The sequence below is a fragment of the Bacillus sp. PPSBB_2 genome, assembly GCF_045291115.1.
Taxonomy (GTDB): domain Bacteria; phylum Bacillota; class Bacilli; order Bacillales; family Bacillaceae_G; genus Bacillus_A; species Bacillus_A cereus.
In genome coordinates this window covers 4,235,257-4,253,443 of the sequence record NZ_CP147983.1, presented here as the reverse complement: position 1 = coordinate 4,253,443, position 18,187 = coordinate 4,235,257, and the positions used below count along the sequence as shown (strand labels likewise).

Sequence of the window (18,187 nt, the reverse complement as noted above, 5' to 3'; positions counted from 1 at the left end):
AAAGACAAGTTCTTTTAAAAGGAAGGTGAAAAAATGAGGAAATATGGAATATGGCTTGTTCTATTTGTATGTGTTGCCTTTCTAGTTGGTTATAGTGTTACGACTGTTTTAGGAAAAGAGGAAGTGGAAGTCGATCGGAAAGAAGTATTTACAACGATACAAAAAGGCTATGAAACCCAGTTTTCAATTCGTGGGAAGCATTTGCCGATGAATAAGATGATAGAGACGTTATCACCGTATTTTACAGATAATTTCCTTCAAGTATTTACAGATGAAAATAGCAGAAGTGATAAACAAAGTGGTGAATATTTACTTCCGGCAAAAGAAGCACCGTTTTCTTTTAATTCAGAAACGAAAATGTCGTATGATGAAGAACATAAAAATTTATATGTATATGAACGGACAAAAAGTGGACAATATCAAATTGTAACATTGAAAAGGGATCAAGATAAATGGAAGTTAGCAGGATATCATGAAAGTCAGGAACTTTTAACTGAAATAAAAAGGTTGCAACAATTATAAAGTGAAACTTTTAATCAGTGGGTGGGAGTTTTACTACCTACAAATAGCGGGATAAGAATAGGAATAGGAATAGGTATTTACCTATTCCTATTCTATATTGAGTAGTAGTTGTAACTTTTCAATTTGAAAACCTGCAACTACTTCGCCATCAATTACGACTGTTGGAGTTGAATAAGAATCATAGTCGTATAAAAGACGATTGCGAGCAGCAGCGTCTTTTTTTACGTCAAATTCTTCATATGCAACGTTATTATGCTTCAAAAATTCTTTTACAATAACACATGGCGGACAATCGGGTTGTGTATAAACCTCAATTTTTTTCATTGTAATTCCTCCTTTTTTCTGTTTTTTATTATATTCTTCCAGTATAAAAACCGCAATAATGAAGGAGAAATATGTTCTTTCTGTTTTTTCCTTCGCATTTCGACAAATTTTTAGTTGAGTTTCTGGCCAATAACCTTTATCCTAGAGTGTGGAACATTTTTTCTGTTATGACGGATAGAATGAGTATAGCTGTAAAACCTATTGGTAGGAAGATCAGAGAAAGGAGAGATTTCATGTCTCTACTCCAAGGAATTTTAACTCGACTTGTTAGTCTACAAGAACAAGCTGAAAGCGGTGAAGTAGCACAACGCTATTTTGAAGTGAACGGTGAGCGCAAATGTAGCGTGAAATTTTTCGATAAAAGTGAAATGTATGAGTTAGAAGTGTATCAACAAGGTGAAAAACCTCAAGTATATCAATTCGATAATATCGACATGGTTGCAATTGAGATTTACGATATCATTTCTTGATACATATAAAAAAGGTACTGCCACATGGCAGTACCTTTTTTAGTTCTATTACTTTCTAGCATAATGTATAGAAGTTTTTTATTTTTCCTACAATGGTATTAAAATGAAAATTTAATCCGTGCAAGTTTGCTTATCCATGTGGATAATTAGTCCCGTCAACCGGGTGAATATGTGAAGCTAAACTTCTCACTATCGCTGGGTTTTGCAAATAGCGGGAGAAATATAACTAGGAGGTTATCGTATGGAACGTTTACCAGTTGTGATTTGTCCTAATTGTCAAAGTTCTGCTGAGATTATTCATGTATTAACGGCTCAATCTAATCAAAATGTAATTTATACGTGCCAAATTTGTCACTTTGTAATTCGAAATATTGAAACGAATAAAGGATAGGAAGTTATAATTTTAGTTTTTGTCCCATACAATGAGAATACGAAAAGTCTGTCTAATTGAAAGGACGTGACTCTGTGGACGGTGCACATAAATTTTACAATGTTTCAGAGAGACATTTAAATTTTGATATGGTCTTTAACCGTATTTGTAGTTTCATTGAAAAGGATCCGCGAAATTTGTATCGATTATCCATTGGGACAGACTCGCAAGCGCATCAAAAGGATACGAGGTTTATTACAGCAATCCATATTCATCGTGTTGGAAAAGGTGCCTGGGGTTGTTTACACCATAGATCAGTAAAAGATAAGCCAGCGACCTTACGTGAGAAAATATATTTAGAAACGCAGTTTAGTCAAGAAATCGCATGTCTATTTACGCCTACTCATATACAAACAATATGGGAGTTATTGCATCCTTATGCTCAAGATGGGGCTGGATTCATAATGGAAATTCATTTAGACATTGGGAATGATGGCTTAACAAAAGAATTTATTTTAGATATGACAGAAAAAATTCGAGCGATGGGATTAACTGCAAAAATTAAGCCGGATGCTTATGCGGCGTTTAGCTATGCAAATCGATATACGAAATGATTTTTTGTATGTGTACGATTGTTACATATCTTTTAATAAAAACTGAATATTACATCTATTAAATAGGTTGAATTTTTTATATAATAAGAGTAACGATGCGAGTGTAAGGAGAGGGGTATATGCAAAGGGAAGTTGTTTTAACGAAGGAAGAAGAAAGTTTACTACTAGATATTTTATTTCAGCAAAATTACGCAAGTGAAATTTTAGCTGTGGAACTTACAGATATTGAGAATGGTTTGAAACAGACAGATGTGATGCAATATAAAAAAATCACAAGGTTATTTTACAGATTAAAAAATAAAGGGTATTAAGCGCTACCGGAATGGTAGTCTTTTTTTTGTGCGGTATGCTAAAATAGCTGTGTGATTGTATTTTTATTGAAATAAATTTAGGACAAAATAATAATATGAAAACGCTGTCATAAAATGTGAATAGAGTTGTGAACATAAGCAGGAAAAAGGGAAAATGGGGGATGTAATATGATTAGTATTCCGAAAGACGAATTTCAACAAATTCTTGTGAAGGATTTAATGATTTCATCGGAAAAAGTAGCTCATGTCCAAATTGGAAATAGTTTAGAACATGCTTTACTTGTTCTTGTAAAATCTGGATATTCAGCGATACCTGTCTTAGATCCAATGTATAAACTACATGGTTTGATTAGTACTGCCATGATATTAGATGGTATGTTAGGATTAGAACGTATTGAGTTTGAAAGGCTCGATGATATGAAAGTAGAGCAGGTGATGAAAGAAGATATACCTGTTCTTAAATTAGACGATTCATTTGCAAAAGCTTTAGAAATGACAATTGATCATCCTTTTATTTGCGCTGTTAATGAAGAAGGCTATTTTGAGGGGATTTTAACACGTCGGGCTATTTTAAAATTGTTGAATAAGAAAGTAAGGCAACATAATCGATAAAGTGAAAAAAGTGACTTCATAGAAACGAAGAAGTCACTTTTTTTCGTGCATATCACTTGTGTATGTATTATATTTAAAAAGACATAAAACATAAGGAAAGTTTGCGCTGGACAATTGTATTTTCTGAATGAAAGCATTCGGATAAATTAAGGATGAAAAGCTTATTGAAATAAGGTGTATGGAAGCTAAGGAAAGAGGGAGAAAGTTGCAAATTGATGATTTTCAAATGATGGTTGTGTTAGCTCAGGAATCAAATATGAGAAAAGCGGCGGAACGTTTATTTGTTTCCCAACCTGCGCTGAGTCAACGATTACAATCTATGGAGAAACAATGGGGAATGAAGTTTTTTATTCGCTCACAAAAAGGATTGACAATTACACCTGAAGGGGAAAAAGTTGCAAATTATGCCAAAGAAATGTTGCAAAGGGAAGAAGATATAAAAAGTGAGCTGGCTGTTTTCAGAACGGAAACTCATGGAACGTTAAAAATAGCTGTTGCATCAGTTATTGGTCAATATTGGCTCCCTCCTGTTTTGAAAAAGTTTGTGCATAAATATCCTTCTGTAAAGATATCGCTGTTTACTGGATGGAGTAGTGAAGTGCAAAAGCAGTTTTATGAAGGAGACGTGCATGTTGCTATACTGAGGGGAACACAAGAATATAAAGGTCAGAAGCAACAATTATTTGAAGATGAACTGTATTTAGTTGATAAAGAAATAAAAGATATTTCGATGTTAAAAGAAACAAATAGGCCGTTCATTCAATTTAAAAGTGACTCGACTTATTATGGACAAATACAAAATTGGTGGTATGGTTTATTTTCTAATCCGCCTAAGCGAACGATTGTAGTTGACCAAATTGAAACATGTAAACAACTTGTTTTAAATGGTATAGGTTATGCCCTTTTACCTTCTACTGTTTTAAAGGAAGTACAGGAAAATATGTATAAAACACCTGTTCAACTGACGAGAGAAACATGGTTGTTAACAAGTGACTCGGCAAGGCAGTTGAAGCAAGTACAAGCATTTTTAGAAATTATAGAAGAAATTCAAAGGGAAAAATAAGATTATTATCTTGCTACTCGCTCTTTCGTTTGGTAGAGTAACATTATAAATGGATTTAGGAGGCAACAAGAATGAAAATGATGGACGCTAACGAAATTATTTCGTTTATTCAAAAAAGTGAAAAGAAAACTCCTGTAAAGGTATACATAAAAGGGGATTTAAAAGAAGTAACATTCCCTGAAACAGTACAAGCATTTGTGAATAAAAAATCAGGTGTATTATTCGGAGAATGGTCTGAAATTAAGACAATTCTTGATGAGAATAATAAGCACATCGTTGACTACGTTGTAGAAAACGATCGTCGTAATTCTGCAATCCCAATGCTTGATTTAAAAGGTATTAAAGCTCGCATCGAGCCAGGTGCTATTATTCGTGACCATGTTGAAATTGGTGACAACGCTGTAATTATGATGAATGCAACAATTAACATTGGTGCTGTAATTGGTGAAGGTTCTATGATCGACATGAACGCAGTACTTGGTGGACGTGCAACAGTCGGTAAAAACTGTCACGTAGGTGCAGGTGCTGTACTTGCAGGTGTTATTGAGCCACCTTCTGCAAAACCAGTTATCGTTGAAGATGATGTAGTAATCGGTGCAAATGTAGTTGTTTTAGAGGGTGTTACAGTAGGTAAAGGTGCAGTTGTAGCAGCGGGAGCTGTTGTAACAGAAGATGTACCTCCATACACAGTTGTTGCAGGTACTCCAGCACGTGTAATCAAAGAAATTGATGAGAAGACAAAAGCAAAAACAGAAATTAAACAAGAGCTTCGTCAATTAAACCCAGAGAAATAAAAAGTAAAAAAAGCGTAAGAGCGTAAATGGGCTCTTACGCTTTTTATAGATAGAGGTGCAAAAATGACAGTAAGCAAATTTGTCCAAATTCGTAGAGATCTACATAGAATTCCAGAAATCGGATTTAAGGAATGGAAAACACAACAGTATATTTTAGATTATATAGGAACACTTTCTCATGAATTTGTGGAAGTGAAGACATGGAAAACGGGTGTAATCGTTAAAGTAAATGGAAAAAATCCCGAAAAAATAATAGGTTATCGTGCAGATATAGACGGTTTACCAATTACAGAGGAAACTGGATACGAGTTTGCTTCTATTCATGAAGGAATGATGCATGCATGTGGCCATGATGTACATACAACAATCGGTTTAGGCCTTCTAACGAAAGCTGTGAGCGAAAGAATAGATGATGACCTTGTATTTCTATTCCAGCCAGCAGAAGAAGGACCAGGCGGTGCTCTTCCTATGTTAGAAAGTGAAGAGTTAAAAGAATGGAAACCGAATATAATTCTTGGTCTTCATATTGCACCAGAATACGCTGTGGGGACAATTGCAACGAAAGAAGGACTGTTATTTGCCAATACTTCAGAATTATATATTGATTTAAAAGGGAAAGGTGGCCATGCTGCCTATCCGCATACTGCAAATGACATGATTGTTGCAGCGAGTCATCTTGTTACACAGCTTCAATCCGTTATTAGTCGCAATGTAAATCCTCTTGATAGTGCAGTAATTACAATCGGGAAAATTACTGGTGGTACGGTTCAAAATATTATTGCAGAAAAATCTCGTTTAGAAGGAACGATTCGAACATTATCAGTGGAATCAATGAAGCGTGTGAAAAGCAGAATTGAGTCAATTGTTGCAGGTATCGAAGCTTCTTTCCAGTGTGAGGCGATTATAGATTACGGAGCAATGTATCATCAAGTATATAACCATGAAGAGTTAACGAGAGAGTTTATGGAATTTGTACATAAACAAACTGATATGAATGTTATTACATGTACTGAGGCAATGACGGGTGAAGATTTTGGTTATATGCTTCGAGAAATCCCTGGATTTATGTTTTGGCTTGGAGTAAATTCAGAATATGGTTTACATCATGCAAAATTAAAACCAGACGAAGAAGTGATTGAAAAGGCAATTACATTTTTAAGCCAATATGTAAAGTGGAAAGGGAATAGAAAATAAAACTTCCACTTTCTTGAAGGTTCCAAAAAACTTTTTGTTCTGAGGTGTAAGTAACGCTCGTATAGATTGATTTTAGACATTTATATACAAATGGAAGAATTAAAGTTAATTGTACTGTTTTAATAATGAGCAGGGGGTTTAGCCACTGCTCATTATTAATTATTTGACTAACTTATATATGTTTACTTTTAGTATGAAAAGTGTGTAAAATCAATGTGAAACATAGAAAAAAGGGTGGGGAATTACGTGCAAATTAGCAGTGCGATTTTATGTTTCGTCTTATATGCGTATGTTATTATTGCGGCGGTTTATTTTGGGATAAGTTTTTATGCCTATCGTCTAGTAGATAATAATGAATATGACGAAACATACAAATGGGTGAAGAGATATTTATCACCTGTACTAGAAATTATGAATGGGTTTGTGCTCTTTTTATTTATTGGATTAATTGCTTTTTCAACGAGTTTAGTAGGGAATAAAACTACGTTATTTGTATTGGGTATCATTATTTTTATGTTGTTAGGAATAAGGATTGGTAATACGGTCTTTTGGAATGAAAGAAAAGTAGATGGTTGGACGGGAATGTTAATTCCGTGCATGTTAGCTGCAATCGTGACAAATATAGAGCATGAATATTATCAATTACATTTTTGGCTTATTATCGTTTTAACAATTCTTTCTGTTTTGTATATAAGCACAGTAGTACTAACATATATTGCACATGAAAAAGGAGATGTTAAAGGCACTCGTTTCTTTAGAGGACGGGCATTATTTTGGAGTGTGCCGACGATGGTAGTTATCGGGCTTATTGCGATATTAGTAAATGGATATCAATTTTCTAATTGGCAACTATTTTTAGAAAATTGGTGGATCTTTATCTTTTCGTTTATTGCTTTTTTAGGTGCAACGCATTATTTATTCCATCAACATCATTACATATGGGCGTTGTTATTTGCATTCACACAGCTTCTATTTGCCTTTTTTGGTCAAGAAACATTATTATTCGTTTTTGAAACATTTAGTTCTTTTGGAAATATATTTGTATTTGCTATGCTACTTGTTGGTATCGCTTTTTACTTGCAACAATATTTTTATATACAAAAACAAAAATAAGAGCTAATCATAGTTTTTGTGACGCATATAAAGTGTGTTACACTGAAAATAAATAGTACTTGAAGTTATTGGAGGAATTCCCGTGGGTGAGAAAGAAAAAGAATTTGCTGTCATTGGACTTGGTCGCTTTGGTGGAAGTATTTGCCGAGAACTAGCTCAATTAGGTATGGAAGTAATGGCAATCGATTCAGATGAGGATAAAATTAATGAATTTGCAAATATAGCTTCGCATGCTGTAATTGCAGATTCAACAGATGAGATGGTATTAAAAAGCCTTGGTATTCGAAATTTTGATCACGTAGTCGTTGCTATTGGAGATAATTTAAATTCAAGTATTTTAACGACTTTGATTTTGAAAGAGTTGGGTGTAAAAAATATTACTGTAAAAGCTCAAAATGATTATCATGAAAAAGTGTTAAGTAAAATAGGTGCAAATCATATTGTGCATCCAGAACGTGATATGGGAAAAAGGATTGCTAATAATATTGCATCAAGCAATGTGCTAGACTACCTTGAGCTTTCAGATGAGCATAGTATTGTAGAGATTATTGCGAATAAAAAAATTGATGGGCACTCTTTAATTGAATTAGATATTCGTGCGAAGTTTGGATTGAATATTGTAGCAATTAAACGAGGCAAAGAAGTTATCGTATCCCCTCGAGCTACGGAGAATATTCAAGCAGGAGATATATTAATTGTCATTGGTCATGACGATGAAGTGGATCGATTTAAACACTTTTTAAGATAAGAGAAAAGAAAAGGACAATGCCTTCATGGCATTGTCCTTTTTCTTATATTTCCATAATGATTGGTAAAATCATTGGACGGCGTTTCGTTTTCTCATATAGGAATGGAGCTAATGTGTCTGTAATTTCATTTTTAATTTCAGACCATTGTGTTGTTTTACGCTCCATTACTTTTTCTAAATGAGTTGTAATTAATGTTTGTGCATCATTGATTAAATCGCTACTTTCACGCATGTAAACGAAACCGCGTGAGATGATATCAGGTCCTGCTGCAACTTTAAATTCTTTCATATCAATGCTTACAACTACAATTACAAGTCCTTCTTCAGAAAGGATACGACGATCGCGTAATACGATATTGCCAATATCTCCAATACCGTTTCCATCAATGTAGACCGAACCAGATGGGATTTTTCCAGCTACGCTAGCTTCATCCGAACGTAAAGCAAGAACATCGCCATTATCCATAATGAAGCAATTTTCTTCAGGGATGCCACAATCATTTGCTATGTTCATGTGCATACGCTGCATACGATATTCACCATGAATTGGCATGAAGTACTTCGGTTTAATTAGACGTAACATTAATTTTTGTTCTTCTTGTCCACCGTGTCCACTTGTATGGATATTTGAAAGTTTCCCATGAATTACATCAGCGCCAGCGCGGTACAACATGTTAATTGTACGACTTACGCTAATTGTATTTCCTGGAATTGGTGAAGAAGAGAAAACAACTGTATCTCCAGGAATAATTTGAATTTGGCGGTGTGTACCGTTTGCAATACGTGAAAGTGCTGCCATCGGTTCACCTTGACTACCTGTACATAAAATAACAACTTTATTAGCTGGTAAGCGGTTTAGTTGAGATGCATCTATGAATGTATCTTTCGGGCAACGAATATAACCAAGGTTTTGTCCGATTTCAATCGCTGCTTCCATACTTCGACCAAACACAGCTACTTTACGGTTGTTTTCAACAGCAGCTTCAACAACTTGTTGTAAGCGGTGAATATTTGATGCAAAGGTTGCGAATATAATCCGTCCTTCTACTTTACGGAAAATGTCTTGAATGCTATCACCAACGCGACGCTCAGACATAGTAAAGTTTGGAACTTCACTGTTCGTACTATCAGATAATAGACATAGTACGCCATCTTTACCGATTTCAGCCATTTTTGTTAAATCAGCTGGTTCACCAACTGGTGTGAAGTCAAATTTGAAGTCACCTGTATGAACAACTTGACCTTGAGGTGTTTTCACAACAACGCCGTACGAATCTGGAATACTGTGTGTTGTACGGAAGAAGGATACAGACGTTTTTTTGAATTTAATAACGTCATCTTCTTGAATCTCGTAAAGTTTTGCTTTACGAAGTAAGCCGTGTTCTTCTAATTTGTTTTTGATGAGTGCAATTGCTAATTTTCCGCCGTAAATTGGAATGTTCACTTGACGTAATAGGTAAGGGATTCCGCCGATATGATCTTCGTGACCATGTGTAATGAATAACCCTTTAATTTTATCTTCGTTTCGCACAAAATAAGTGTAGTCTGGTATTACATAATCGATTCCGAGAAGTTCGTCCTCTGGAAATTTAATTCCAGCATCAATTATAATAATTTCATCTTGAAATTGAACAGCGTATGTATTTTTACCGATTTCACCAAGCCCACCGAGAGCAAATACAGCAACTTGGTCGTTTTTTAGAAATTTCATATCGCTATACGATTTCCGCTAATGTTAAATCAGCGTTTTCTTTTTCATATTCAAGATGAGCGCCAGTAACAGACTGAACAAACTCGATATTATATGCGAACTTATTTAATTTTGTACGAACATCCTTTTCAGACGTAGCCTCTAAATATAAAACTTTTGTATTTTCACGTACTGGAACCTCAGTTAATTTTTCTTGATAAAATACTTTAAAAATCATTTGGAAAACCTCTCCTTGTCTATGTTTTGCATTATCTGTTACTTATTATAAAGCAAACAGTCACGATTTTCATGTTTTTTCGAATGAGAATGAAGAAAAAGCCCGAAATGGGCACAATTTAAGCGACTGTCTTTTTACGGACTAGACCATTTAAATAACGCTTGAGCTTTTTCTTCAGCTTCTTCAGCATGATTACTCCTTCCTTTCCTTATTTTAAACATGCCTATTACTAGTGAAAACTCTATCTCTGATATAAGAGATAGGACAAAAGTGAATGGTGAATCTTGTCCTTTCCCATACAGTGAAAGTTATTCTATAGTAACGATCAGTAGCCGTTAGTTATAGGTATAGTATGAGGAAGAATGGAAAAGAAAATTCATCCGAACAAGTATCTACATGTTTTACTAATATATATATGCAAAGTTTACAAATAAGGTCAGAAAGGGAACGCTTTCTTCACAGATGTTTAATATGTTATACTTTTTTTTAGAATTTGAAAAGTGATATTCAAAATAGGAATATAGAGTCTCAGAAAGGATTTTGACAAATGAATGATAAAATTGTCTTTTTTGATATTGATGGAACATTATTAGATCATGATAAAAAAATTCCGCAATCTACACGAGATGCAGTAAAACAGTTACAAGAAAAAGGTGTACATGTAGCAATTGCGACAGGGCGCGCGCCATTTATGTTCGAAGATATTCGTAAGGAACTTGATATACATAATTATGTTAGTTTTAATGGACAATATGTTGTCTTTGAAGATGAGGTAATATTTAATAATCCGTTACATCCAGATGCTTTACATAAGTTTACTCAGTTTGCAAAACAAGAAGGATATCCACTTGTATATCTTGACCATCAAGATATGAGAGCATCAGTGGAATATCATGATTATGTGAAAGAAGGCTTTGGAAGCTTAAACTTTGAGCATCCAGCATATGAGCCTAATTTTTATGAGGAACGTAATATTTATCAAACACTACTTTTTTGTGAAGTAAATGAAGAGGAAAAGTTTATTAATCATTATCCAGATTTCCATTTTATTCGTTGGCATGCATATTCAATGGATATCATTCCGAATGGTGGTTCTAAGGCAAAAGGAATTGAGAAATACATTGAAAAGTTAGGTTTTAATCGTGATCAAGTGTATGCATTTGGAGATGGCTTAAATGATTTAGAAATGATCGAAGCCGTTGGCACAGGTATTGTGATGGGAAATGGCCATGAAGACTTGAAAAAACTTGCAAATCATGTGACAAAGGATGTTAATGAAGACGGTATATATCATGGACTAAAGTGGGCTGGATTGCTATAAGTGAATATGGAACCCATTTCATAATAAAAAGGCGGAAGATTAACTTCCGCCTTTTTATTATTATCGCTCTAGAGGTTTGGAATCATCAGGAGCGGCAAAAGGATTTTCTTTATTGATATGGTCATAGAACATAACGCCATTTAAATGATCAATCTCGTGTTGGAATACGATTGCTGGTAAACCTTTTAAACGTAATTTTACTTCTTCTCCGTTAATAGAAGTTGCTTTTACTGTAATTCTTGTATAACGAGGAACATAACCAGGTACTTCGCGGTCTACAGATAGACAGCCTTCACCACCCTGTAAATATGTACGTTCAACAGAATGGCTAATGATTTTTGGATTGAATAATGCATGGCTATATAATGTACCATCCGCATCGGTTACATGAACTGCAATCATTTTTTTTGAAACACCGATTTGCGGAGCCGCTAATCCGATTCCAGGGCGTAAACTATATTTTTCAGCCATTTCAGGATCTTGGCTATTTATTACGAATTCAATCATTTCTTTTAAGATAGTTGTATCTTCTTCGCTTGCCGGTAAGGACACCTCTTCTGCAACGTTGCGCAAAATAGGATCTCCTTCGCGAATAACATCTTTCATTGTAAGCATATGTAATCTCTCCTTTCCTCTTTAGTCTACCAAAGGAGATGGAAAAAGTCATCGGCAAGAAAGGGAAGGCATTTTGGAAATCGTTCTATTATAGAGTAGTTATGTATGTGATAAACAGAAAAAGACGGCAAAGCCGTCTTTTTCTTTCCATAGTTGTTTCGTTTTACAATTAGCGAATGCAAGCAGCACCAACGATAATTAAAAGAATAAACAACACAACGATTAAGGCGAAGCCGCGTCCAGACCCGCCACAAGAACCGCCATAACCGTAGGAAGGATATGAACAAGTTGGATAGCAATATGAGTATCCGTACATGAGATGACCTCCTTTATCATTTCCCGCTAATACTGCGGTTACTATAATGTATGGAAGAGAGGGTAGAAATGTATAGGTATTTACCTAAAAAAGGAAGAGTAGTTTGTATATTTTTGTTACGAAGAGAGAAAAACTAAAGAGAATTAAATCGTTTACATATTATTCTAAGAGAAAAAATAAGTGAAAAAGGGAATAATATAACAGTAGGTCAATGCTTACTAATACAGATGTAAAAAATAAAAACACGTTTGTGTAGTAGAAACCTGCATATTATTTATAAAAAAACGTATTCAAAGTAATTGACATCGTAATTAGAATAGTTGTAAACTAAAAAACGTGATCAAGATTGTATTAATATGTTTCTGAAAAAACATTAGTACAGATTGTTAGGTACACAAAATTATTCTCAACCGACATACAAACATGTTGGTTTACATCGTTGCGCTTTTTAAACTGGAAAATAGCCAGTGAAAGCGTTTCAGAATATGGTTCAAGAGAGGAAGAGGTGAACGGAATGGGTACTAAAACAAAAAAGACCCTATTTAATGTTGATGAGCAAATGAAAGCTATCGCAGCTCAATTTGAAACATTACAAATTTTAAATGAAAACGGTGAAGTTGTGAATGAAGCAGCTATGCCTGAATTATCTGATGAACAATTAAAAGAATTAATGCGTCGTATGGTGTATACTCGCGTATTAGATCAACGTTCTATTTCTTTAAACCGTCAAGGACGTTTAGGTTTCTACGCACCTACAGCTGGACAAGAAGCTTCTCAATTAGCAAGTCATTTCGCACTTGAAGCAGAAGACTTCATCTTACCAGGATACCGTGATGTACCACAATTAGTATGGCACGGATTACCATTATACCAAGCATTCTTATTCTCTCGTGGACACTTCATGGGTAACCAAATGCCTGAGAATGTAAATGCATTAGCTCCACAGATCATTATCGGTGCGCAAATCATCCAAACTGCTGGTGTTGCGTTAGGTATGAAACTACGTGGTAAAAAATCTGTTGCAATTACTTACACTGGTGACGGTGGTGCTTCACAAGGTGACTTCTACGAAGGTATGAACTTTGCAGGTGCATTCAAAGCTCCAGCAATCTTCGTTGTTCAAAACAACCGTTATGCAATCTCTACTCCAGTAGAAAAGCAATCTGCAGCTAAAACTGTAGCACAAAAAGCAGTAGCAGCAGGTATTTACGGAATTCAAGTAGACGGTATGGATCCATTAGCTGTATACGCAGCAACTGCTTTCGCTCGTGAGCGCGCAGTAAATGGCGAAGGCCCTACTTTAATCGAGACTTTAACATTCCGTTACGGTCCACATACAATGGCTGGTGATGACCCAACTCGTTACCGTACAAAAGATATCGAAAACGAATGGGAACAAAAAGACCCAATCGTACGCTTCCGTAAGTTCTTAGAAGCTAAAGGCCTATGGTCTCAAGAAGTTGAAGAGACAGTAATCGAAGAAGCAAAAGAAGATATCAAACAAGCAATTGCTAAGGCTGACCAAGCTCCAAAACAAAAAGTAACTGATTTAATGGAAATCATGTACGAAAAAATGCCTTACAACTTAGCTGAACAATATGAAATCTACAAAGAAAAGGAGTCGAAGTAAGCCATGGCTCAAATGACAATGATTCAAGCAATCACTGATGCTTTACGCGTTGAAATGAAAAATGACCCTAACGTACTTGTATTTGGTGAAGACGTTGGTGTAAACGGCGGTGTATTCCGTGCTACTGAAGGTTTACAAGCTGAATTTGGTGAAGATCGTGTAATGGATACTCCACTTGCAGAGTCTGGTATTGGTGGACTTGCAGTTGGTCTTGCACTTGAAGGATTCCGTCCAGTTCCAGAAATCCAATTCTTCGGTTTCGTTTATGAAGTAATGGATTCAATTTCTGGTCAATTAGCTCGTATGCGTTACCGTTCTGGTGGACGTTGGACTGCTCCAGTAACAGTTCGTTCTCCATTCGGTGGTGGTGTTCATACTCCTGAACTTCATGCTGATAGCTTAGAAGGATTAGTGGCTCAACAACCTGGTCTAAAAGTTGTTATTCCATCTACTCCATACGATGCTAAAGGTCTTTTAATCTCTGCGATTCGTGACAACGATCCAGTTATCTACTTAGAGCATATGAAATTGTACCGTTCATTCCGTCAAGAGGTACCAGAAGGTGATTACACAATTGATTTAGGTAAAGCTGATATCAAACGTGAAGGTACAGATGTATCTGTTATCGCTTACGGTGCTATGGTTCACGCTGCATTAAAAGCTGCTGAAGAACTTGAAAAAGAAGGTATCTCTTTAGAGGTTGTTGACTTACGTACAGTTCAACCATTAGATATCGAAACAATCATCGCTTCTGTTGAAAAAACAGGTCGCGTAGTTGTAGTTCAAGAAGCTCAAAAACAAGCTGGTATTGCAGCTAACGTTGTAGCGGAAATTAACGACCGTGCAATCTTAAACTTAGAAGCTCCAGTTGTACGTGTTGCAGCTGCTGATACAGTATTCCCATTCTCTCAAGCAGAGAGCGTATGGTTACCAAACCACAAAGATATTGTTGAAGCTGTAAACAAAGTAATGAACTTCTAATTTTTAGCTTTTCATGTGCAAAAGAAATCAGCACATGCTGGTTTCTTTTGTACATATTCCATAATAATGAAATGAATCAGGGGGCTGAATTCCGTGGCATTTGAATTTAAACTACCAGATATCGGTGAAGGTATCCACGAAGGTGAAATCGTAAAATGGTTTATTAAACCAGGCGATGAAGTAAACGAAGACGATGTACTTCTTGAAGTACAAAATGATAAAGCAGTAGTAGAAATCCCTTCTCCTGTTAAAGGTAAAGTACTTGAAGTACTTGTAGAAGAAGGAACAGTTGCAATCGTAGGAGATACATTAATTAAATTTGATGCTCCTGGATACGAAAACCTTAAATTTAAAGGTGACGATCATGATGAAGCTCCAAAAGCTGAAGAAGCAGCAGTAGAAGCTCCAGCAGCGGAAGCTACTCCAGCAGCAACTGCAGAAGTAGTAAATGAGCGCGTAATCGCTATGCCATCTGTTCGTAAATACGCTCGTGAAAAAGGTGTAGACATTCATAAAGTAGCTGGTACTGGTAAGAATGGCCGTATCGTAAAAGCTGACATCGATGCATTTGCAAATGGTGGACAAACTGTAGCAGCAACTGAGGCTCCAGCAGCAGTAGAAGCTACTCCAGCAGCAGCGAAAGAAGAAGCACCAAAAGCACAACCAATCCTAGCTGGTGAATATCCAGAAACTCGTGAGAAAATGAGTGGTATCCGTAAAGCGATTGCGAAAGCAATGGTTAACTCTAAACACACAGCTCCTCACGTAACATTAATGGACGAAGTAGATGTAACAGAACTTGTTGCTCACCGTAAGAAGTTCAAAGCAGTAGCAGCTGACAAAGGTATTAAATTAACTTACCTTCCGTACGTTGTTAAAGCTTTAACATCTGCATTACGTGAATACCCAATGTTAAACACTTCTTTAGACGATGCATCTCAAGAAGTAGTTCATAAACATTACTTCAATATCGGTATCGCAGCTGATACAGACAAAGGTCTATTAGTACCAGTTGTTAAAGATACAGATCGTAAGTCTATCTTCACAATCTCTAACGAGATCAATGATCTTGCTGGTAAAGCACGTGAAGGTCGTCTAGCTCCAGCTGAAATGAAAGGTGCTTCTTGCACAATTACAAACATTGGTTCTGCAGGTGGACAATGGTTCACTCCAGTTATCAACCACCCAGAAGTAGCAATCCTTGGTATCGGCCGTATCGCTGAAAAACCAGTTGTGAAAAACGGTGAGATCGTTGCAGCTCCAGTATTAGCATTATCTCTAAGCTTTGACCATCGTTTAATTGACGGTGCAACTGCTCAAAAAGCGTTAAACCAAATTAAACGTCTATTGAATGACCCACAATTATTAGTAATGGAGGCGTAATAACAATGGTAGTAGGAGATTTCCCAATTGAATTAGATACAGTCGTTGTTGGTGCAGGTCCTGGTGGATACGTTGCGGCAATTCGTGCAGCACAATTAGGTCAAAAGGTAGCAATCATTGAAAAAGCTAACCTTGGTGGCGTATGCTTAAACGTTGGATGTATTCCTTCAAAAGCGTTAATCAATGCAGGTCATCGTTATGAGAATGCAATGCATTCTGATGACATGGGTATTACTGCAGAAAACGTAAAAGTTGACTTTACAAAAGTTCAAGAATGGAAAAACGGCGTAGTTAAGAAATTAACTGGCGGTGTTGAAGGCCTTCTTAAAGGTAACAAAGTTGAAATCATTCGCGGTGAAGCTTACTTCGTAGATGCTAATACATTACGCGTTATGACTGAAGATGCAGCTCAAACTTATACGTTTAAAAATGCTGTTCTTGCAACTGGTTCTACACCAATCGAAATTCCAGGATTCAAATACTCTAAACGTGTTATCAACTCTACAGGTGCTTTAAGCTTACCTGAAATTCCTAAAAAACTTGTTGTAATCGGCGGCGGTTACATCGGTATGGAATTAGGTACTGCATATGCTAACTTCGGTACAGAAGTTACTGTAGTAGAAGCTGGCGACGAAATCTTAGCTGGTTTCGAAAAAGCTATGAGCTCTGTTGTTAAACGCGCTCTACAGAAAAAAGGTAACGTAAATATCCATACAAAAGCTATGGCTAAAGGCGTTGAAGAGACAGAAACTGGCGTAAAAGTTAGCTTTGAGGTTAAAGGTGAAATCCAAACTGTAGAAGCAGATTACGTATTAGTAACTGTAGGTCGTCGTCCAAACACTCAAGAAATCGGTCTTGAGCAAGTTGGAGTTAAAATGACTGACCGCGGCATCATCGAAATCGATGAGCAATGTCGTACAAATGTACCAAACATCTATGCAATCGGTGATATCGTTCCTGGACCACCATTAGCTCACAAAGCTTCTTACGAAGGTAAAGTAGCTGTAGAAGCAATTAGTGGCCATGCATCAGCTATCGATTACATCGGAATTCCTGCAGTATGCTTCACTGATCCAGAATTAGCATCTGTTGGTTACACTAAAAAACAAGCTGAAGAAGCTGGAATGACTGTAACTGTATCTAAGTTCCCATTCGCTGCTAACGGTCGTGCATTATCATTAAACAGCACTGACGGTTTCTTACAACTTGTAACACGTAAAGAAGATGGTCTTCTTGTAGGTGCTCAAGTTGCAGGTGCAGGTGCTTCTGATATTATCTCTGAGATTGGTTTAGCTATCGAAGCTGGAATGACAGCTGAAGATATCGCTCAAACAATCCATGCTCACCCAACATTAGGTGAAATCACAATGGAAGCAGCTGAAGTTGCTCTTGGAATGCCAATTCACATTGTAAAATAATTTAAGTAATGTAAATAGCCCTTCTCTTATTGTAAGAGAGGGGCTATTTTTATTTTCATCAAATGACTTGCAAGGTCTTTAAACGTACTTGTCGAATGAATATATAATACTTTAACAAATGATTCCGGCTTAACTTACTTCAAAGGTAATATATATCATCCTATAATATGTAATTGATTCAAACGTAACCCCATATATTAATAAAATAGAGCATGTCAAAGGAGAAGGTTCCATGAAAATATTACATGTTATATTTTATCATTTACTACTATGGAGTGGCTTTTCCACTGTATTAACATTATCGAATGGTGATAAGTTTCATTATAAAGTTATTCTTTTTTTCGTATTTCTATATTTAGCCTATGTAATAGCATATTTTGTATTGCACGTAAGAAAGCAAGCTTTATTTCTTACATGTTCGAATTGTATATTATTTTTAAGCATATTATCTATTTTTTAA

The 18,187-nt window shown here is 35.9% G+C and carries 22 protein-coding genes; 17 read left to right on the top strand and 5 right to left on the bottom strand.

Features of this window, described 5'->3' with window-relative positions; genetic code table 11:
* Positions 1-33 precede the first annotated feature (33 nt).
* Positions 34-522: a DUF3993 domain-containing protein gene (locus V6946_RS21270; protein ID WP_001233804.1), complete on the top strand. Its 489-nt coding sequence runs from the start codon at positions 34-36 to the stop codon at positions 520-522.
* Between the two features lie 87 nt (positions 523-609).
* On the opposite strand, the gene V6946_RS21265 is transcribed toward V6946_RS21270, so the two are convergent.
* Entirely contained in the window at positions 610-846 is a 237-nt protein-coding gene (locus V6946_RS21265; RefSeq protein ID WP_006928192.1) for a glutaredoxin family protein, read from the bottom strand.
* 233 nt (positions 847-1,079) lie between these two features.
* On the opposite strand from V6946_RS21265, the gene V6946_RS21260 reads away from it, so the two are divergent.
* From V6946_RS21260 to V6946_RS21215, 10 genes are all read left to right on the top strand, one after another.
* Complete coding sequence (locus V6946_RS21260; protein ID WP_000055151.1) at positions 1,080-1,316, top strand: YkuJ family protein; 237 nt, start codon at positions 1,080-1,082, stop codon at positions 1,314-1,316.
* A gap of 241 nt (positions 1,317-1,557) precedes the next feature.
* Positions 1,558-1,707: a hypothetical protein gene (locus V6946_RS21255; protein WP_366981353.1), complete on the top strand. Its 150-nt coding sequence runs from the start codon at positions 1,558-1,560 to the stop codon at positions 1,705-1,707.
* Between the two features lie 74 nt (positions 1,708-1,781).
* A complete protein-coding gene (locus tag V6946_RS21250; RefSeq protein WP_000348489.1) occupies positions 1,782-2,300 on the top strand; it encodes a ribonuclease H-like YkuK family protein in 519 nt (172 codons plus the stop codon).
* A 119-nt stretch (positions 2,301-2,419) separates the two neighbouring features.
* Positions 2,420-2,611, top strand: a complete 192-nt coding sequence (abbA, locus tag V6946_RS21245; RefSeq protein ID WP_001188692.1) for an antirepressor AbbA — start codon at positions 2,420-2,422, stop codon at positions 2,609-2,611.
* Between the two features lie 168 nt (positions 2,612-2,779).
* Positions 2,780-3,223, top strand: coding sequence for a cyclic-di-AMP-binding protein CbpB (gene cbpB, locus V6946_RS21240; RefSeq protein ID WP_000623579.1), 444 nt, complete (start codon positions 2,780-2,782; stop codon positions 3,221-3,223).
* Between the two features lie 178 nt (positions 3,224-3,401).
* Positions 3,402-4,286, top strand: coding sequence for a LysR family transcriptional regulator (locus tag V6946_RS21235; RefSeq protein ID WP_001987174.1), 885 nt, complete (start codon positions 3,402-3,404; stop codon positions 4,284-4,286).
* Positions 4,287-4,357: 71 nt separating this feature from the next.
* Positions 4,358-5,080, top strand: a complete 723-nt coding sequence (gene dapD, locus V6946_RS21230; RefSeq protein WP_000783241.1) for a 2,3,4,5-tetrahydropyridine-2,6-dicarboxylate N-acetyltransferase — start codon at positions 4,358-4,360, stop codon at positions 5,078-5,080.
* 63 nt (positions 5,081-5,143) lie between these two features.
* Entirely contained in the window at positions 5,144-6,274 is a 1,131-nt protein-coding gene (locus tag V6946_RS21225) for an N-acetyldiaminopimelate deacetylase (RefSeq protein ID WP_000218672.1), read from the top strand.
* Between the two features lie 246 nt (positions 6,275-6,520).
* Positions 6,521-7,387 (top strand): hypothetical protein, encoded by an 867-nt coding sequence (locus tag V6946_RS21220; protein ID WP_006928202.1) that lies wholly within the window; start codon positions 6,521-6,523, stop codon positions 7,385-7,387.
* 82 nt (positions 7,388-7,469) lie between these two features.
* On the top strand, positions 7,470-8,135 hold the full coding sequence (locus V6946_RS21215) for a TrkA family potassium uptake protein (protein ID WP_006928211.1): 666 nt from the start codon (positions 7,470-7,472) through the stop codon (positions 8,133-8,135).
* Between the two features lie 43 nt (positions 8,136-8,178).
* Here the strand turns inward: V6946_RS21215 and rnjA are convergent, their stop codons facing one another.
* Both rnjA and V6946_RS21205 read right to left on the bottom strand, forming a co-directional pair.
* The gene (rnjA, locus tag V6946_RS21210) at positions 8,179-9,846 is read right to left on the bottom strand and encodes a ribonuclease J1 (RefSeq protein ID WP_000670377.1); all 1,668 of its coding nucleotides are present in this window, start codon (positions 9,844-9,846) and stop codon (positions 8,179-8,181) included.
* Between the two features lie 4 nt (positions 9,847-9,850).
* The gene (locus V6946_RS21205; RefSeq protein WP_000576435.1) at positions 9,851-10,063 is read right to left on the bottom strand and encodes a DNA-dependent RNA polymerase subunit epsilon; all 213 of its coding nucleotides are present in this window, start codon (positions 10,061-10,063) and stop codon (positions 9,851-9,853) included.
* 547 nt (positions 10,064-10,610) lie between these two features.
* Here V6946_RS21205 and V6946_RS21200 point away from each other — a divergent pair.
* Entirely contained in the window at positions 10,611-11,384 is a 774-nt protein-coding gene (locus tag V6946_RS21200) for a Cof-type HAD-IIB family hydrolase (RefSeq protein WP_000998268.1), read from the top strand.
* A gap of 60 nt (positions 11,385-11,444) precedes the next feature.
* Here the strand turns inward: V6946_RS21200 and def are convergent, their stop codons facing one another.
* Complete coding sequence (gene def / locus V6946_RS21195; protein WP_006928220.1) at positions 11,445-11,999, bottom strand: peptide deformylase; 555 nt, start codon at positions 11,997-11,999, stop codon at positions 11,445-11,447.
* A 169-nt stretch (positions 12,000-12,168) separates the two neighbouring features.
* A complete protein-coding gene (locus V6946_RS21190) occupies positions 12,169-12,315 on the bottom strand; it encodes a YjcZ family sporulation protein (RefSeq protein ID WP_000274562.1) in 147 nt (48 codons plus the stop codon).
* Between the two features lie 514 nt (positions 12,316-12,829).
* Here V6946_RS21190 and pdhA point away from each other — a divergent pair.
* The 5 genes from pdhA (at position 12,830) to V6946_RS21165 (ending at position 18,187) form a co-directional block, all read left to right on the top strand.
* Positions 12,830-13,945 (top strand): pyruvate dehydrogenase E1 component subunit alpha, encoded by a 1,116-nt coding sequence (gene pdhA, locus V6946_RS21185; RefSeq protein ID WP_006928221.1) that lies wholly within the window; start codon positions 12,830-12,832, stop codon positions 13,943-13,945.
* 3 nt (positions 13,946-13,948) lie between these two features.
* Entirely contained in the window at positions 13,949-14,926 is a 978-nt protein-coding gene (gene pdhB / locus V6946_RS21180; protein WP_000068168.1) for a pyruvate dehydrogenase complex E1 component subunit beta, read from the top strand.
* Between the two features lie 93 nt (positions 14,927-15,019).
* Positions 15,020-16,309, top strand: a complete 1,290-nt coding sequence (gene pdhC / locus V6946_RS21175; protein WP_006928222.1) for a pyruvate dehydrogenase complex dihydrolipoyllysine-residue acetyltransferase — start codon at positions 15,020-15,022, stop codon at positions 16,307-16,309.
* 5 nt (positions 16,310-16,314) lie between these two features.
* Entirely contained in the window at positions 16,315-17,727 is a 1,413-nt protein-coding gene (gene lpdA, locus V6946_RS21170) for a dihydrolipoyl dehydrogenase (RefSeq protein WP_000260104.1), read from the top strand.
* A 232-nt stretch (positions 17,728-17,959) separates the two neighbouring features.
* Positions 17,960-18,187 (top strand): hypothetical protein, encoded by a 228-nt coding sequence (locus V6946_RS21165; RefSeq protein ID WP_100619300.1) that lies wholly within the window; start codon positions 17,960-17,962, stop codon positions 18,185-18,187.

What these genes read in the sequence shown, in the direction of transcription:
- V6946_RS21270 (WP_001233804.1), top strand. Translation starts at nt 34, where the DNA reads ATGAGGAAATATGGAATATGGCTTGTTCTATTTGTATGTGTTGCCTTT.
- V6946_RS21265 (WP_006928192.1), bottom strand. Translation starts at nt 846, where the DNA reads ATGAAAAAAATTGAGGTTTATACACAACCCGATTGTCCGCCATGTGTT.
- V6946_RS21260 (WP_000055151.1), top strand. Translation starts at nt 1,080, where the DNA reads ATGTCTCTACTCCAAGGAATTTTAACTCGACTTGTTAGTCTACAAGAA.
- V6946_RS21255 (WP_366981353.1), top strand. Translation starts at nt 1,558, where the DNA reads ATGGAACGTTTACCAGTTGTGATTTGTCCTAATTGTCAAAGTTCTGCT.
- abbA (WP_001188692.1), top strand. Translation starts at nt 2,420, where the DNA reads ATGCAAAGGGAAGTTGTTTTAACGAAGGAAGAAGAAAGTTTACTACTA.
- cbpB (WP_000623579.1), top strand. Translation starts at nt 2,780, where the DNA reads ATGATTAGTATTCCGAAAGACGAATTTCAACAAATTCTTGTGAAGGAT.
- V6946_RS21235 (WP_001987174.1), top strand. Translation starts at nt 3,402, where the DNA reads ATGGAAGCTAAGGAAAGAGGGAGAAAGTTGCAAATTGATGATTTTCAA.
- dapD (WP_000783241.1), top strand. Translation starts at nt 4,358, where the DNA reads ATGAAAATGATGGACGCTAACGAAATTATTTCGTTTATTCAAAAAAGT.
- V6946_RS21225 (WP_000218672.1), top strand. Translation starts at nt 5,144, where the DNA reads ATGACAGTAAGCAAATTTGTCCAAATTCGTAGAGATCTACATAGAATT.
- rnjA (WP_000670377.1), bottom strand. Translation starts at nt 9,846, where the DNA reads ATGAAATTTCTAAAAAACGACCAAGTTGCTGTATTTGCTCTCGGTGGG.
- V6946_RS21205 (WP_000576435.1), bottom strand. Translation starts at nt 10,063, where the DNA reads ATGATTTTTAAAGTATTTTATCAAGAAAAATTAACTGAGGTTCCAGTA.
- V6946_RS21200 (WP_000998268.1), top strand. Translation starts at nt 10,611, where the DNA reads ATGAATGATAAAATTGTCTTTTTTGATATTGATGGAACATTATTAGAT.
- def (WP_006928220.1), bottom strand. Translation starts at nt 11,999, where the DNA reads ATGCTTACAATGAAAGATGTTATTCGCGAAGGAGATCCTATTTTGCGC.
- V6946_RS21190 (WP_000274562.1), bottom strand. Translation starts at nt 12,315, where the DNA reads ATGTACGGATACTCATATTGCTATCCAACTTGTTCATATCCTTCCTAC.
- pdhA (WP_006928221.1), top strand. Translation starts at nt 12,830, where the DNA reads ATGGGTACTAAAACAAAAAAGACCCTATTTAATGTTGATGAGCAAATG.
- pdhB (WP_000068168.1), top strand. Translation starts at nt 13,949, where the DNA reads ATGGCTCAAATGACAATGATTCAAGCAATCACTGATGCTTTACGCGTT.
- lpdA (WP_000260104.1), top strand. Translation starts at nt 16,315, where the DNA reads ATGGTAGTAGGAGATTTCCCAATTGAATTAGATACAGTCGTTGTTGGT.
- V6946_RS21165 (WP_100619300.1), top strand. Translation starts at nt 17,960, where the DNA reads ATGAAAATATTACATGTTATATTTTATCATTTACTACTATGGAGTGGC.